General features: G+C 69.3%; 9 protein-coding genes and 2 pseudogenes. 5 read left to right on the forward strand and 6 right to left on the reverse strand.

Annotation, left to right across the window (positions count from 1 at the left end):
• Positions 1–52: 52 nt before the first annotated feature.
• Positions 53–1,189: pseudogene (locus tag GTR02_RS00310) on the reverse strand (DNA cytosine methyltransferase); the annotation flags it as partial.
• Positions 1,190–1,624: 435 nt separating this feature from the next.
• Here GTR02_RS00310 and GTR02_RS00315 point away from each other — a divergent pair.
• On the forward strand, positions 1,625–3,388 hold the full coding sequence (locus tag GTR02_RS00315) for a GmrSD restriction endonuclease domain-containing protein (RefSeq protein WP_166605471.1): 1,764 nt from the start codon (positions 1,625–1,627) through the stop codon (positions 3,386–3,388).
• 431 nt (positions 3,389–3,819) lie between these two features.
• Here the strand turns inward: GTR02_RS00315 and GTR02_RS00320 are convergent, their stop codons facing one another.
• Complete coding sequence (locus GTR02_RS00320) at positions 3,820–5,466, reverse strand: DEAD/DEAH box helicase family protein (RefSeq protein WP_166605472.1); 1,647 nt, start codon at positions 5,464–5,466, stop codon at positions 3,820–3,822.
• 554 nt (positions 5,467–6,020) lie between these two features.
• Between GTR02_RS00320 and GTR02_RS00325 the strand changes: the two are divergent.
• The 3 genes and pseudogenes from GTR02_RS00325 to GTR02_RS00335 all read left to right on the forward strand — a co-directional run bounded on the left by GTR02_RS00325 (position 6,021) and on the right by GTR02_RS00335 (position 10,783).
• Positions 6,021–7,901 (forward strand): annotated as a pseudogene (locus tag GTR02_RS00325) (DNA/RNA helicase domain-containing protein).
• 117 nt (positions 7,902–8,018) lie between these two features.
• Positions 8,019–9,284, forward strand: a complete 1,266-nt coding sequence (locus GTR02_RS00330; protein WP_166605473.1) for a Fic family protein — start codon at positions 8,019–8,021, stop codon at positions 9,282–9,284.
• A gap of 119 nt (positions 9,285–9,403) precedes the next feature.
• Positions 9,404–10,783, forward strand: a complete 1,380-nt coding sequence (locus GTR02_RS00335; protein ID WP_166605474.1) for an ATP-binding protein — start codon at positions 9,404–9,406, stop codon at positions 10,781–10,783.
• A gap of 67 nt (positions 10,784–10,850) precedes the next feature.
• Here GTR02_RS00335 and GTR02_RS00340 read toward each other — a convergent pair whose 3' ends face one another.
• The 3 genes from GTR02_RS00340 to GTR02_RS23605 form a co-directional block, all read right to left on the reverse strand.
• Positions 10,851–11,387 (reverse strand): hypothetical protein, encoded by a 537-nt coding sequence (locus GTR02_RS00340; RefSeq protein WP_166605475.1) that lies wholly within the window; start codon positions 11,385–11,387, stop codon positions 10,851–10,853.
• Between the two features lie 190 nt (positions 11,388–11,577).
• On the reverse strand, positions 11,578–12,549 hold the full coding sequence (locus GTR02_RS00345) for a hypothetical protein (RefSeq protein WP_166605476.1): 972 nt from the start codon (positions 12,547–12,549) through the stop codon (positions 11,578–11,580).
• The gene (locus GTR02_RS23605; protein ID WP_166605477.1) at positions 12,542–13,774 is read right to left on the reverse strand and encodes an RNase A-like domain-containing protein; all 1,233 of its coding nucleotides are present in this window, start codon (positions 13,772–13,774) and stop codon (positions 12,542–12,544) included. Before GTR02_RS23605 ends, GTR02_RS00345 begins: the two co-directional genes overlap by 8 nt.
• Before the next feature lie 231 nt (positions 13,775–14,005).
• Between GTR02_RS23605 and GTR02_RS00355 the strand changes: the two genes are divergently transcribed.
• Positions 14,006–15,052: a 2-oxoglutarate and iron-dependent oxygenase domain-containing protein gene (locus GTR02_RS00355; RefSeq protein WP_166605478.1), complete on the forward strand. Its 1,047-nt coding sequence runs from the start codon at positions 14,006–14,008 to the stop codon at positions 15,050–15,052.
• A 10-nt stretch (positions 15,053–15,062) separates the two neighbouring features.
• Here the strand turns inward: GTR02_RS00355 and GTR02_RS00360 are convergent, their stop codons facing one another.
• Positions 15,063–15,722: a DUF6226 family protein gene (locus tag GTR02_RS00360; RefSeq protein ID WP_166605479.1), complete on the reverse strand. Its 660-nt coding sequence runs from the start codon at positions 15,720–15,722 to the stop codon at positions 15,063–15,065.
• Positions 15,723–15,775 lie beyond the last annotated feature (53 nt).

Below are 15,775 nucleotides of genomic sequence, written 5' to 3' on the forward strand. Positions count from 1 at the left end.
AGTCCGCCGGATCGAGGGGCGAAGCCTTCGCCGCGGCGGCAAGGGTCAGGCGCTTGGGGTCACCGCCCATGCGGTCCAGATGGGCGGCGACGATGTCCAGGAAGCCGGGCTCGAAGCGCAGCTTGGCCTGGCGGGCGCGACTGAGGAACCCGGCGGTCGCCCGGGCCGAGAGCAGCTTGGTGTCGTCGAGGAAGCCGTTCAGGTGCTCGTAGGGGGCATGCAGCGGCCAGGTCGAGACCGCAGCCTTGTGCGCGACGCGGTCCGGTCCGGACCAGGCCGCCATCGGCCACGCGTCCCCGGGCTGTAGAGGGGTGTCGCTGGCGCCGTCGTAGGGCAGGCGGTTGTCCAGGCGGTGCCCGACCCAGGTGGACATGCGGACGCTGACGGCGTTGCCGACCAGCTTCCAGCGGTGCCCGGCCCGCACCCCGGGGATCCCCACGGCCGGCAGGGTCCAGTCGGGGTCGAAGCCCTGCAGTCGTTCGGCGTCGGTGATGCCGGGGGTGACCAGCTCACCGGCCAGGGTCCGCACCGCCGGGGGGCTGGCGATCCCCAGGGAGGAGCCGCCCTTCAGCGTCGGGACGGCGTCCACGGCCCAGCCCAGCCCGCGTAAACCCTCGGTCCAGTAGAAGCCGCAGGGGTGCTCGGTCGAGGCGCCCATCTCCAGCGGCCCGGCATCGTCGGCGAAGAGGACCTCGCGGGGGTCCTCGGTGCGCGAGGCGAGCATCAGCACCCGCAGGCGGCGTTGGGGCAGGCCGAAGGAGCGGGCATCGACGACGCGGTAGGCCCAGCGGTAGCCGAGGTCCTCCAAGGCGGTGGTGACGTGCCGCATCGCCGCACCCCGGCCCAGCTGCAACATGAAGGGGACGTTCTCGAGCAGCAGCCAGCGGGGGCCCTTGCGGCGTGTGACCAGGCGGAAGACCTCGTCGACCAGGCCGGAGCGGGCGCCGGTGATCCCGGCGGTGGCGCCGGCCTGGGACAGGTCCTGGCAGGGGAAGCCCGCAGCGACCAGCTCGGTGTCGGCCGGCAGCGACCGCAGCTTGGTGACATCCGACGTCAGCGGGGTGTCGGGGAAGCGGGCGCGCAGTACGGCCTGGGCGCCGGTGTCGATCTCACACAGCAGCTCGGTCTCCCAGCCGTGCTCGTGCAGCCCCAGCTCCAGTCCGCCGATCCCAGCAAACAGCCCCGTCATACGCCTGCTCAAGTGGCCTCCCTTGTCCAGGGCTCCAACTTAGACGGACGCAGGGTGGAGCGAGGCAGCGACCGGCCGAGCCAGCTTTGCCTGGGCAAGCGCGCGGTGGATCGATCGTGCCGTTGGAGCATCGTTCCTTAGCGACCCCCGTACCAGTCTCAGTGTCGCCCTAGCACGACGGAGACAGGGTTCGCGCCAGGTCATCCCCGACCCAGAGGTGGACAGCGACCTCCTTGATTGGCTCGGCGATCACCCAAGACCTGTAAGAGGCGCCAGTGTCATTCAACTTCACGGTCCATCGACCTAAGTCCGCCGGTCACGCCGAAGCTGCGCGTCGTGCTCGCCGCCGACGACACCGGCGTCCTTCACTTGTGGACTACGTAGGCTGTAGCTCAACTTGCCGCGCGAGTGCGCTGCTGTCGCTAGTGTGAAGAGGTGACAGTCTTCGGTGGCGGCGACCCCATCTTCGACACGCAGCCTCGAGCGATCTCTTGGTTGCTGCAGGAGATCGACAACCAGCGCCTCGCTCTACCTGACTTCCAGCGGGATTTCGTGTGGGACCCTGCGGCCACGAGGGACCTACTCGTGTCCGTTATGTCGCGGTACCCATCAGGCTCTCTTCTTACTCTGCGACAGAGCCCTACGGGGAATACCTTTTTCGCGCCCCGAGCCTTCAGTGGTGCATCTCAGTTGAATGCCGCGTCTTCACCGACTCTCGTTCTTGACGGCCAGCAGCGCCTCACGTCGCTTTATCAGGCTCATCGTGGGGTAGGCGATGCTCGGTATCTTTTGAACCTGGGTGGCCTGATAGACAACACTGAGGCACTTCATGTTGAAAACCTAGATTTCGATAAGCTCGTGAGTTTTGAGGTAATTAAGCCAGGAAGGCCGGTCCAATCCGACGATCCGCAATGGCAATGGGAGACTTGGACTTTTCCAGTCCACCAGTACCTTAAGGCTCCTGCGTCTTTCGAGTCCTGGGTCGAACAGGCCGTCGCCCACCATGGCGGTGACGCAAGCACACAGCTTAAGCGGCGCGTGCGTCTGGCTGAAATACGTGGCGCACTGCTTTCCCCTTTGGGGGCCTACAATTTCCCTGTCGTTGAGCTGGACGAAACAACGTCGATCGTTGCTGTGTGCAAAATTTTCGAGACCCTCAACTTGGGAGGCGTGAGGCTTAGCGTCTTCGAACTCATCACGGCCCGCGTCTGGGCTTATGGGCAAAATTTGCGAACTCTGTGGGAGAGTGCACAGCAGGATTATCCTGTCTTTGTCGATTTCCGGGTCGATCCTTACAGCATCCTTCAGGCTGTAACGCTCCGGAGTAATGGATCGGCTCAACGCTCGGAAGTGCTCAACCTGCGTGCGGAGAACATTGAAGCGCATTGGGCGACGGTTGTCTCGGGTTACGCAGAAGCTTTGGCCTTCTTGAGAGACCAGTGCGGGGCGCAGACCGAAAAGTGGTTGCCGTACTCGATGGTCCTTGTGCCCATGTCGGCCTGCTGGGATGTGATCCAAGCATTGCCCACGAAGAAGCGTGGGGCTGCGTTGGAACGCGTCAAACAATTCTTCTGGTGCACAATTTTTACGACGAACTATGATCAAGGAGGGAATAGTCAGGCACAAGCTGACTACGCCAAGCTTCGCGACTGGCTTCCCAAGGGGTCGGGCGACGCTCCCGAGGCAGTTGCGGACTTCAGCTTTGCTGAAAGTCAGATTGCCACGGCGCGCACCAATCGTCGAGCTCTTTATCGAGGCACTATTGCAGCACTCATGCAAGAAGGATGTCTCGACTTTCACAGCAAGCAGCAAACTACTGCTACCCAAATGGCTTCGAGCGAAATTGATTCGCATCACATCTTTCCCTTGAATTGGCTCAAGGGACACTATGACGGATCGCTGAGTCCAGAACTCATCGTTAATCGAACGTTGATCGATGCCTCGACGAACAAAAGCATTAAGGACAAAGCTCCCAGCAGCTACCTGCAGGACATGGAGGTCGGAACTCTCGGTCCTCAGCGTGACCACATACTAGAAAGTCATAAGATCAATGAAGCGGCGCGTCAAGCCATGTTCGTGGATGACTATGCAGCTTTCGTCGAAGCGCGAACTGCGGCAATCGTGGACGTCATCGAAACGGTTACTGGCAAGAGCGTCACCCGTGACCTAACTGGCCTCGCTAAAACAACAGCTTCATAAATTCTGCCGACGCCGCCTTCTCGGCCGCCCCTTCGGGCCGGTAGTCGAGTATTTTCCCGCGTGATCGCCTCATGTGCACTGTCCCTCATACGCGCTGCTGGCGCGGCATGCCTTCTGCGACAGTGCTGAAGGCTGTGGCGAGTAGCGCCATCTGATGCCTTAGTGGTGCACTCGTTCGCTAGGTGGCTAATTTTTCGCTACCGAGAACGCTCATTCGTCAACGCCCCTTAGTCTTCCCTTCGCGCAGTGAATGTCACGGATATGTCGACGAGTAAGCTGTTCCTGGCGTCAACTCCACCGAACGCTCGCCCCGCCTGGCGGCGGAGTGCAATCTTCCTCCTGTCCCTTGGTATGACTGCTTTCGCTCCGACTTCATGACCGCAAAAGCGGTTGCCTACAGAGAAGGTGTGATCGCAGGAGCTGCGTCGCATTTAAAGTTGCGTTGGCTTTGGGTTACTGATGTCCTCCACCAACCACTCGTCATCCAGGCGCTGAACGTCCTCGGCCACGTCCACGACCATGTCGAAGAAGCCTTCGTGCGCGCCGTCGCTCGGGTCCTCGACGGTGCCGGCCGCGAAGAGGATGACGAAAGTGACCACGCGACCCCCGGGCTTGCGGCGGACCACCCGCCCCAGGCGTTGGATCATCTGCCGCCGGCTGCGGCTCGCCGTCGTGACGATGCCGAGGTCGACGGTGGGCAGGTCGATCCCCTCGTCGAGGAGCTTGGGGGCGGCGAGCGCGAGGAGGCGCTGGCTCTCCAGGGCGTCAAGGTTGTCCTGCCGCTCCCGCCGGTCCATGTCGGCGTGCAGCGCGGCAGCGGCAACGCCTTGCTCTCGCAGGCGGTGGGCGACGGCTTCGGCGCTGTCCTTGGTCTGGGTGAAGACGACGGTGCCCTCGGAGGCGTCGATCAGCGGGGCCATCTCGCCGACCGCGTCGACCTTTCCCACCAGTTCCGCCAGCAGTCGGCGGCGGGCGCGCATGGCGGACTCGGCGGTCTGCGCCGCACGACCCACGACACCCCCGACTCCGGCGAGTTGCCGGAGCCGCTGGTTCAGCGAGATGCCGGACGTTCCCCCGAGCGCACCCATGCTCCGCAGCTTGCGCAGGGAGTCGCTGATCCGGGAACTGAGCGTGTCGTACTCCACGCGCTCCTCGTCGGTCATCCCGACGGGGGCGAGGACCAGCCGGAACGGGGACACGACCTGGTCGTGCAGGGCGCGCTGGAATCCGTACTCGCAGACCGTCGCGCCGAAGAACGGGCGGATCAGCGAGTCCACCGCGTCGTCGCTGCGCTCCAGCGTCGCGGTGAGGCCCAGGCGGCGGGTGTGCCCGTCGCGCAGGGCGGTGGACCAGGTGCCGGCGCCGTAGCGGTGCACCTCGTCGGCGACGATCAGGTCGCCACTCTCCCCGCGCAGAAGGGAGCGCCGGGCCGCGCTGTTGACGACCGCGACGACTACGTCGGCGCGGGAGGCGTCGCCCTTCTCCTCGCCGCCGACCGCGGCGACCGACAGGTGCGGCAGGTGGGTCGTGAAGCGGTGCAGCCACTGGCGTTGCAGCTCCACCGACGGGACGAGGACGGTGGTGGCCATCCCGTCCACCGCGGCCCGGGCGGCGGCGGCAAGACCGAGGTGGGTCTTGCCGGAGCCCGTGACGGCCTCGACGATGCCGCGGCAGCCGTTGGCGTACCAACCGCGCATCGCCTCGTCCTGCCACGGGTGCAGCGACAGGCCCCAGGACGCCGGCACCGGAACGGCCGACAGGCGTTCGATGGGTGGTGGGGGCGCCACGGCCTGCCGCTCCAGCGAGGCGAGCAGCTCCTCCATCGCCGTCGACGGCGCCGGGTCGCCGGCGGCTCGGGCCTCCTGTTGGCGGGGTCGGCGACTCGCCGCAGGTATGGCCCCGCCACCGCCCGCCGACCAGCGGGGGCGGGTGGCGTCGTCCCTGACGAAGGAGGCGCCCTCGCCCGCGTACAGCACCTTGTTGATCTGCGTCTTGTCCGCCGCCCACGGGGTACCGACCAAGCCGAGGGCGATCTCTCGCACGGTGGACGCGGGTGCCCGGGTCACCTCGGCGAGCACGGCCTCGGCCAGGGACGTCGGCTCAGCTGCGGTGTCCGCATCGGCGCTCGCTGCGGCGGTGCCTGGCGCACGACTGTCCGACGGTGGTGCCGGGTCGATCCGCGCCGCGTCGGGCTCGTCCGCGCTGCTCACTCGTGGCTCCCTCGGGGTACGGCACACGCGACGACTGGGGCCGTCGTTCTTCGAGCCGGCGAGTCCAGCGCATGTTCGTTGGGGGCGCCGAAGCGTCGACGGTCGTATCGGGCCTCATCGCCGGGCTCGATCACCAGGCTGTCCTCCACGTGGTCTTCGTTGTCCTTTCGAGATCGCCAAATCACAAGCTGCCTCGATGGTCTCGCAGCAGCTTGTGCTTGGAAGTCGTGAGCCGCCTCGCAAAGACGACGCCACCCGCTGCCCCGTGTGCTGGCGTGTCGATCCATGCCTCGACGCGCCGGTCAGCACCTTCTCCTAGTGTTGCGCGCGCGGCCCGACAGGCTTCCGCCGCTCGGGCCTCGTCCGAGCACAGGACAAGCCCCCACCCGCACGAGAGCTTCGTGCTGCCTGGGGGATGTCCTGTGTCGTTGGTCCGTCGTTCTGCCGCTCAGCTCGAGGAAGAGCTGCCCACCGGCTCCATCATCGAGGCGCTCATGGAGCAGATGCTCTATAAGGCCGGCTACGGGGCCAGCTCTAGTGAGCAGAATTCGTGGCGGAAGAGCCTCCCCGTGCTCGCGACCGACCTCGTCGAGGCCGGGCTGGGGGACGTCGAGGTGCTGCTCGAGCACCAGCTGCCCTTGACGTCCAAGCGGGCTGACGTGGTGCTCGCAGGCGTGCATCCGAAGACCGGGGAGTCCTCCTAGGTGGTCGTTGAGTTGAAGCAGTGGAGTGCCGCATACCGCTTCGAGGGCAACCCCGACCTCGTCGTCGTCCCCGGCATGGCGGGGCCCCCGAAGCTGCACCCGGTCAAGCAGGTGCGCGGCTACGTCGAGTACCTCCTCGACTTCACGCGCTCGCTCGAGTTCACCCACGACGCGGTCGCCGGTGTCGCATACCTACACAACGCCCTCGACCCTGGGGCAGTCGCGGACCTGGAGGGCTACACCATGGACCGCTCCGGGCGCCTCTTCACGGGGGCGGACCGTGGAGCTCTGCGCCAGCACCTCCTCAGTCGGCTGGCGCCCGGCGTCTCCGGTGTGGACGCCGCCGACGAGCTGCTGGGCTCGAAGGTGGCGCCGTCGAAGCAGCTCCTGAGGGTGGCTGCTGCGGAGATCCGCGATCGTGAGCAGTTCCGGTTGGTCGGAGAGCAGCAGGAAGCCGTCGACCTCGTCCTGCACCAGGTCAAGCAGGCTAAGGCGGGCAACAGCAAACGGGTCGTCGTCGTCACCGGGGGCCCAGGCAGCGGCAAGAGCGTCATCGCGCTCTCACTGCTGGGGGAGTTGTCGCGCAAGGGGCAGACCGTCCTGCATGCCACCGGTTCTAGGTCGTTCACCCAGACGTTGCGCAAGGTCGCGGGACACCGAGCGCCGCGGGTGCAGTCGATGTTCAAGTACTTCAACCAGTTCATGGCCGCCGAGCCCAACGACCTCGATGTCCTGATCCTCGACGAGGCTCACCGCATCCGGGAGACGTCGGTGGACCGCTACACCCGTGCGGAGCTCCGCACCGGTCGGCTGCAGGTCGACGAGCTCATCGCGGCGGCGCGCGTCCCCGTCTTCCTCCTGGATCAGCACCAGGTCGTCCGACCGGGGGAGATGGGGTCGCTGGAGGAGATCACCCGACACGCTGAGCGCCTCGGCCTCGACGTCATGACCATCGCCCTGGACGCCCAATTCCGGTGCGGTGGGAGCGCCGAGTACGTCCGCTGGGTGCAGCAGTTGCTCGGCCTCGACGACGCAGGCGTGATCGACTGGGCCGGTGACGAGGGCTTCCAGGTCATCGTCGCCGACACCCCCGAGGAGATGGAACAGCTGCTGGCGGCGAGGCGCGAGGAGGGCTACTCCGCACGCATGTCCGCGGGCTACTGCTGGCCGTGGAGCAAGAAGCCGGCCTCCGACGGCAGCCTGGTGCGCGACGTCCACATCGGCGACTGGGCGCGACCCTGGAATGTCCCCGGCGACCGTGCCGTCGGGGACGCACCGCCGGCCGCGCTCTGGGCGACGGAGCCCGGTGGCTTCGGTCAGGTTGGGTGCATCTACACCGCTCAGGGGTTCGAGTACGACTGGAGCGGCGTGATCATCGGCCCGGACCTCGTGTGGCGGGACGGCGCCTTCCGCAGCGACCGGAGTGCCAACAAGGACCCTGACTTCCGCAACAGCACCCGGGTCAGCGACGCGGACTTCGACCGTCTGGTGCGCAACGTCTACAAGGTGCTCCTCACTCGCGGCATGGTCGGGACGGTGCTGTACGCGACGGACGATGAGACACGACAGCAACTGCGGCGGCTCATTTGTCGTGAGTGATCGTCATGCCGCGGGGCTGTCGCATGGCTCTTGGGGGGCAAAAGCCTCGCTTGCATGACGATGTACCGAGGTGAGTCATCGTCAGCCTTTTGTCCTAACCTTGATTATGCTGGGGCAATGTCCCGCCTCGTCAGCGCCGTCTGGAGCCCCGACCCCGGGGACGTCAGTGGCCTGCCGCGACGCTACCGCCGCCCCTGCCGCTACGACGCCTACGTGCCGGACCCGCTGGTGGGCCGGGAGGTGCTGCTCCCCGCGGACGTCGCCGCCGACGTCTCTGACGCCGAGCGGGCGGTCCTCCAGCTCAACGCCTCGGGGCTGCCCTACCGCGGCTGCGAGGCGATCGCGCGGCTCCTCCTGCGAGCCGAAGCGGTGGCCTCCTCGCGCATCGAAGGTTTGGAGATCGGCGGTCGAAGACTGACGCGGGCAGACGCTGCCCGGGCCGCTGACGGCTCGGTTCACGACGCTGGAGCGGCGGAGGTCCTCGGCAACATCGACGCGATGCGCGCCGCCGTCGACGACGTCGCCCGACGTCCACGCCTCGACCTCGGCGCGATCAGCGAGATCCACCGCGCCCTCCTGGCCGGAACGCGCGACGCCTCGTGGGCGGGTACCTTCCGCGACCGGCAGAACTGGATCGGGGGGTCGAGCTACAACCCGTGCGCCGCGGACTTCGTGCCGCCGCCACCTGACGAGGTCCCCGCGCTGCTGACGGACCTGGTCGAGTACCTGGAGTCCGACCTCCACCCGCCTGTGGTCCAGGCCGCCCTCGCCCACGCGCAGTTCGAGACCATCCACCCCTTCGCCGACGGCAACGGGCGTACGGGCCGCGCCCTCATCCACGTCGTGCTGACCCGCCGCGGGTTGAGCCCGCACCACGTCCCGCCGGTCAGCCTCGTGCTGGCCACCCGCAGCCAGGCTTACATCGCCGGGCTCGAGAGCTTCCGCACGGAGGGCCACGACGGGCCGGCCCGCTGGATCGCGATCTTCGCCGCCGCCACCACCGAGGCCTGCGAGCGGGTGTCGGGACTGACCGACGGGCTCGCCGCCCTGCAGGGGCGCTGGCGCGAGGCGATCGGGACGGTCCGCGGGGGATCGACGGCGGCGCAGCTGCTCGACGAGGTGCTGCCGCAGACCCCGGTGTTCACGGTCGGCCAGCTGGTGACGCTCACCGGCCGCTCGACCCAGGCCGTCAACGAGGCCGTCGACCGGCTGCAGAGCGCCGGAGTGCTGCGCCAGACGACGGCCGGACGGCGCAACCGGGCGTTCGAGGTCGACGGGCTCATCGACCTCATCACCGGGTTCGAGCGGTCGCTGGCGTCTCCTGCGGGTGACACCGCCGTCGAACCACCGGCGCGGCCGGTGCCGCGCCGCCTGGGGCGCTGACGGGTCGACCGCTGAAGCCCGGAAGACCCGAGCGCCGACCACTCGGCTCGGCTGGTGACCTTCCGATGCAAAGTTACATCACTCGTAAGTGACGAGTCGCGCAAGTTACGCTGACTGACATGACAGCCTTCGTCCACCGCACCAGCGAGCTCGACGAGCTGACGCGGTGGTGGCGCGACCCCGCTCTGGGCGCTGCGCTGGTCTGGGGTCGCCGGCGGGTGGGCAAGACGGCTCTCGTCCAACGCTTCACGGAGATGGCCGCGCCAGGGCGCACCCTCTTCCACACGGGAGCCGGGCGCCCGCGGCCCGCGGAGCTGCAGCAGCTCAGTCGCGCCGTTCCCCCGGCTCTGCTCGGCGTCCGGGACGTGGCGAGCCGGCCGTTCGCCGACGTCGACGACCTCCTGGACCACCTGGCGCGCGAAGCGCAGCAGGAGCCGGTTCTCCTCGTCCTCGACGAGTACCCGGAGCTGCTGCGCTCGTTCCCCGAGCTGTCCGGCGTCCTGCGAGCGTTCCTCGACCGGCCGGCGAGCCGCGGTGTCCGGCTCCTCCTGTGCGGGTCGGCGGTGCGGAGCATGGCGGAGCTGCAGGAGGAGCGCGCTCCGCTCTTCGGCCGGTTCGGTCTGCGCCTGCAGCTGCACCCCTTCGCACCGCACGAGGTCTCAGCCCTCTTGCCCGGGATGCCTCCCGCCCAGCGGGCGCAGGTGTACGCGCTCCTCGGCGGGATGCCGCTGTACCTGTCGTGGTGGGACGCCGAGGACGACCTCGCGGGAAACCTCCGCCGGCTCGCGACCCGCCCCGGCGGACTGCTGCTGACCGAGGGTGACCTGCTGCTGGCGACCGAGGTGGAACGCGGTGACCAGCCGGCCGCGGTACTGGCGGCCATCGCGACCGGGAAAACCAAGCACCACGAGATCAAGTCGTGGATCGGCGCCGAACCGACACGGACGCTCGAGAGGCTGATCGAGATGAGGCTGGTGGAGCGGATCGTTCCCGTGACCGACGACGTCCGCCGCAGTCGGCGACGCAGCTACCGCATCGCCGACAACTTCCTCGCCTTCCACCTCGGTCTGCTCGGTCGCTTCCGGCCCGAGATCGAGCGGGGGTTGGGGGAGAGCATCCTGCCGGTACTGATCGACGGCCTCGACGACGCCAGCGGGCTCCCGTGGGAGGTCGCTGTCCGCGATCACGTCAGGCGTCTCGCCGCACAGGGGGCTTTCGGCCCGGAGGTGGTCGCCGTCGGTCCGTGGTGGCGCGGCGACGGGGCGGACGAGATCGACGTCGTCGCGCTCGCCGGGCGTCAGCGGCGACCCGTGCTGGTGGGTGAGGTGACGTGGCGCCGTGACGTGGACGGTGATCGCCTCGTCAGATCGTTGCGGGTGAAGGCGGCTGCGTTGGACGTCGACCCGGAGGACCTGCAGTTCCTCGTGGCGGGTCGCGACAGCGTCACCTTCCGCGCCGAGGCGGGGACCGCGATCACGGCGGCCGACGTCTTCGCGTGATCGGCGGCGTGCGGAAACGAGGACGCCACGCACGCGCCGCGTCAGACTGACGGCGGCGCGCGGTGGCTCAGCCGGTGACGCGCCGGACCGTCCCGACGACCAGATCGACGGCCACGCCGAACACCAGGTGCGACCCGCCCTCCCAGACCCACCACGCCTTCGGGAGTTCCGACAGCGAGGCCTGCACGCCCGTCACCGGCAGCACGGTGGCGTGGAACGCGCCGAACAGGGCGGCGCCGCCGAGGGTGCCCGCGCCGGCCCGGGCGAGGGGGATCCGGCGCGAGATCACCGAGTAGGCGACGGGGTAGCCGTAGGCCAGGGCGCGGTGGAACCAGACGGCGCCGGCTTCCAGGTCGTCGCCCTCGAGGGCGTCGCCGTCGCCGCCCCGCCAGTCGACCAGGCGGCGGTAGAGCACCGAGGGGGGCATGCGGTCGCCATGGCCGGTCGGGTCGGCGCCGGGGAGCTCCTTCTGGCCGGGGGCGGGCGGGAAGACCTTCTCGCCCCAGCCCTGCAGCGTGGACTCGGCCTTCCCCTTCGCCTGCAAGCCGACCCAGCCCGCCAGGAGCCCCGTCGCCACGTCGAGCACGAATCGCGATGTCTTCACCTGCTGTGGCTACCTGACGGGCGTCGGGAAAGCAATCTCGGCGGGCCCGCTCGGCGCGGAGGCGGCGACATCGTCCAGGTGCAGCGGCCCCCGTCGGCAGTCAGAGCGCGGGCGAGACGGATGCCCCCCTTCGCGGCCGCCCCGGGAGTGGGCGACGCTGAGGTCCGACGCCAGGTCCGTGGCGGGACGGTCACGGCCCGGCCGGCGAGGATCCGGGCTCCTCGCTCCAGTCGAAGGTGCGGATGCGCCAGAACATCCAGGTGAGCCAGAGCCGGAGGTGCGGGGGTTCGACGGCGCAGCCGAGCGCGCGGACCGCTGTGCGGAGCTGTTCGTCCGGCAGCGCCAGCAGGTCGGCGCCTTCGGCGTCGACCCTCGTCAGGAACGGGACCGCTTCACCGAAGAGCAGGTCTCGCTGATCACGCCAGGGGAACAGCCGCGGGTCGTCGCTGAAGTACCCGCCGAGGGCGGACGTCAGGGCCGGCCACTGGGCTCGGAACCGGGCTACCGCTGTCGTCTCCGGCAGGGCCGGGTGGATGCCGGCGACCGACCATCCCCCTCCCGGCGAGCGGAGCATCCGCAGGCCCACGGTCGTGGTCTCGTGGGAGCTCACGACGACCTGGTCGTCGGACCACTCCGCCGCCGAGAGTTCGTTGACGCGCCCGACGATCTCCCCGGTGTCGTGGAGGAGGTGGCGTCGGAGGCCCTGATCCACGGGTGATGTCACCCAGGCGTCCAGGCTCGACCGGTGCGCAGAGGTCGCCGCCTCGGTGAACCGCGCTGCCGCCGACGAGGACAGTGGCGTGCCGCGGTGGCTCTGCCAGGTGTAGCGGTCGGGGAGGTCGTCGGGGTTGAGCCGGGTCTCGGGGTGCTCGATGACCTCGGTCAGGCGTTGCTCGAGCCACTGCCCCCAGCGCCGCCACGAGGTCCCCTCGATCGGGTCCCGGCGGTTGATGCCCAGCGTGTTCGCCTGGTCGCCGACCTCCTCGTCCGATCTAGCCGTCGCTATCGCTTTGCGCCAGCGGGTGAGCGTGGTCGCTGGGTCGTGTGCCGGCTGGGCGATCTGCCTCTCCAGCGACTCGCGGTCGTCGAGGCTGTCGTAGACCAGGTCCTGGTCTCCGCCGAAGGCCTCCGTGAGGATGGGGTCGTCGATCCACTCAGTCATGGTTGAGGTAGGACGTGTGCACGCGGTAGACACCTTCCCTGTCGCGTTTGATGATGATCACCGCGGTGTTGACCGCCACCTCGACGACACCGCTTCCCTGAGCCCTGAACATCGTGCCTGTCTCGGCCCCCACGGGTACCCGAAGAGTCTCCGTGCCAGGTGACCGCATTGATCTCAGCACGGATTCGTTGTCCCGTACCGCTCGGCTGATGACCTCCTCGGCGGTCGGCAGGTCGGCCCAGCGCGACGCTCGCCTCTCCCGTCGACCCAACGTCCCGGTCCTCTCGTCCACGGTGCCGCGCAGTATCCGGTCCTTGAGGTACTGGTCGTCCACGTCGACGTGCCGGCTGATCGTGTGCGCGCCGCGGACGCCTTCGCTGCGGGCGAGGTCGACGCCGGCCAGCATCTCGTCGAGGCTCTGGGGTGAGAGCCCGGGCGCGCGGCCGTGCCCATCGCGCTCGTGGCCGGGGGCGGCGTGGTCGACGGCCTTGCCGAGGCCCTTTCCGATCGCGGCACCGGCCAGGGCGCCGCCGGCGGCGCCGTAGCGGCCGTCGTCGAGGTCGTCGAGGTGCAGGGCGTCGCGGGCGGTGTCGACGGGGTGGGTGGCCTGGTCCCACAGGGTCGCCGGCACGGCGGAGACGTCGTGCCACCAGCCGTCGGGGTCGTCGAGCCAGCCGAGGCTGATCCACAAGGCGCCCTTGACGCCGTCGCCGACGGCATCGGCGGCGTCGCCGACGTGCTCGGTGAGGGTGCGGGGGCGGTGGGGGACGTGGTCGATGACCGCGGTGAGGCGTTGGGCGAGGCGGTCGGCGGCGTCGTCGTAGGCGTCGAGGACCTGCCGACGGCTGGCCTGCCAGCCGTCGATCGCGGCCCAGGTGCTCTGGAAGTCGGCGACGGTGAGGGTGGTGTCCAGGGTGCGGGCCTGGGCCTCGGCGAGCGCGGCGTCGATGGCCCGCAGGCGGGCCTGGAGGAGGCCGAGTTCGCGGGAGTAGTCCTCGATGATCCCCGCGCCGGCGGTGGCGATGTCGGCGAGCAGGGTCACACGTCCGCTGAGCGCGGCGGCGCGTTCGGCGAAGCTGATCTGCGCGGTCCCGGACCAGCCGCCGACGGTGGCGGTGGCGGTGGTGAGGGTGTCGGTGGCCTCGGTCAGGGCGCCGGCGGTGGTGCGGGCGACGGAGGCGGCGGTGTCGGCGGCTGCGGGGTGCAGCATCGACAGCTCGTCCATGCCGTGAACCTAGGCAGGCACGAGACCTCCGGGATCGCGTTGTCCACAGGGCTGGGGATGGGGAGGCCGGGCGCGGCTGACCCGGATCGAGCGGGGACCTCGGGTGCTCCCGGGTGCGTGGCGACGGGTGCGCGGCCCTGACCAGCGCAAATGTGCAGCTTCAAGCATCCGCTCGGCCGAACGGGGTGACCCGTCGCTCCGGACGCCCGCGAGGAGGTGCACCATGACGCCGTGACCGACACGACTGCCGCCCCGGCGGGGCCCCGCGCGACGCTCGAGACGCTGCCCGTCCTCGACCTCTCGCGCCTGGACGCGGGCCCCGAGGAGGCGGACGCGTTCCGTGACGAGCTGCGCACCGTCATGCACGAGGTGGGCTTCTTCTACCTGACCGGGCACGGTGTGCCCGCGGACCTGACGGACGACCTGCTCGACGTCTCGCGGCGCTTCTTCGCCCTGCCCGAGGAGCAGAAGCTCGCGATCGAGAACGTTCACAGCCCCCAGTTCCGCGGCTACACGCGCGTCGGCGGCGAGCTGACCGCCGGCGGGGTCGACTGGCGCGAGCAGATCGACGTCGGCGTGGAGCGCGAGACGGTTGCGGCCGGGGCGGGTGTCGCGGACTACTGGCGCCTCGAGGGGCCGAACCTCTGGCCGCAGCAACTGCCCGCGATGAAGGGGGTCGTCGACCGCTGGAACGACCTGCTCAGCGGGGTGGCGCTGAAGCTGCTGCGGGCCATGGCGGCCTCGCTCGGCGCACCGGCGGACAGCTTCGACGACGCCTTCGCGACCCGGCCCTTCAACCTCACGAAGATCGTGCGCTACCCCGGGGAGTCGGACCCGGACCCGGTGCAGGGCGTCGGCCAGCACCGCGACGGTGGCGTCCTCACCCTGCTGCTCGTCGAACCCGGCAAGGGCGGCCTGCAGGTCGAGCACCACGGGCAGTGGATCGACGCGCCGGCCGTGCCGAGCGCGTTCGTGGTGAACATCGGCGAGATGCTCGAACTCGCGACCCAGGGCTACCTGCGGGCGACGCTGCACCGCGTCATCTCGCCCCGAAAGGGCAGCGACCGCATGTCGATCCCGTTCTTCTTCAACCCGGCGCTGGACGCGCGGATGCCGCAGCTGGACCTCGCCGAGGACCTGCGGGGCGAGACCGGCGAGCTGTCGCTGGACCCGATGGACAACCCGATCCTCGAGACCTACGGCGACAACGCGCTGCGCTACCGGCTGCGCGCCCACCCGAACGTCGTCGCGATCCACCACGCGGACCTGGTGAGCTGAGGCGTCCGCCTCACCACCACGGCCGCCCGCGGGTGACGCGGTGGGGTGAGCGGTCCGCCCGGGCGTCGTCGAGGACCTGCTCGACCTCCTCGGGGCTGCCGAGGCCGTGGGCCTCCCAGCCGTTCTCGTGGCCGATGACCTCGCCGTGGGGAGTCGCCACGTGAACGACCTGGCCGTTGACGACGTCCACGAGGGCGGCGTCGAGCAGGTCGAGCTGCGGGCCCGACCCGTCGTCGCAGGCGTCGCACCCGCACGAGGGCAGGCTGGCCAGCAGCACGGCCGGCTGACCGGCGCTGACGGCGACGATGTTGTCGTCGCACCCGTCGAACCCGCGGTAGCTGATCAGCAGGGGCTGGGCGCCCCTGCGGTGCGGGCGCAGCCAGTGCGCCCGGGTGGGGGAGACGTCGTACGGCAGACCCTCGAGCCAGGCCGCCGGCGCGTCGGCGGGCTCCAGCGGCTCCACCGTGGCGAGACCCAGTTCGGTCAGGGCGCGCGTCCAGGCCGCGGCGCGGGCGGCAAGGATGCGGTACTTGCCCGGGTCCAGGCACCGCGAGTACTCCTCCTCGGGCGGTGACGCTGCGCCCGGGTGCGGGTCGGGCCAGCCGGGCGTGGCCGCCGCGGTCTCCGCGAAGGCGGCCTCGACCGCGGCGAGGAGGGTCTGCTCGTTCACGTCAGCGACGGTAGACAGCCTCGCGAGCCGCAGCTACCGGTTTGAGCGGCGCC

Origin of the sequence: Kineococcus siccus, from assembly GCF_009906795.1 — a bacterium.
In the GTDB taxonomy this organism is placed as follows: domain Bacteria; phylum Actinomycetota; class Actinomycetes; order Actinomycetales; family Kineococcaceae; genus Kineococcus; species Kineococcus siccus.

Bases quoted from the DNA above. Each gene is read 5' to 3' on its own strand.
- GTR02_RS23605 (WP_166605477.1), bottom strand. From the start codon at position 13,774: ATGGACGAGCTGTCGATGCTGCACCCCGCAGCCGCCGACACCGCCGCC.
- GTR02_RS00345 (WP_166605476.1), bottom strand. From the start codon at position 12,549: ATGACTGAGTGGATCGACGACCCCATCCTCACGGAGGCCTTCGGCGGA.
- GTR02_RS00335 (WP_166605474.1), top strand. From the start codon at position 9,404: ATGACAGCCTTCGTCCACCGCACCAGCGAGCTCGACGAGCTGACGCGG.
- GTR02_RS00330 (WP_166605473.1), top strand. From the start codon at position 8,019: ATGTCCCGCCTCGTCAGCGCCGTCTGGAGCCCCGACCCCGGGGACGTC.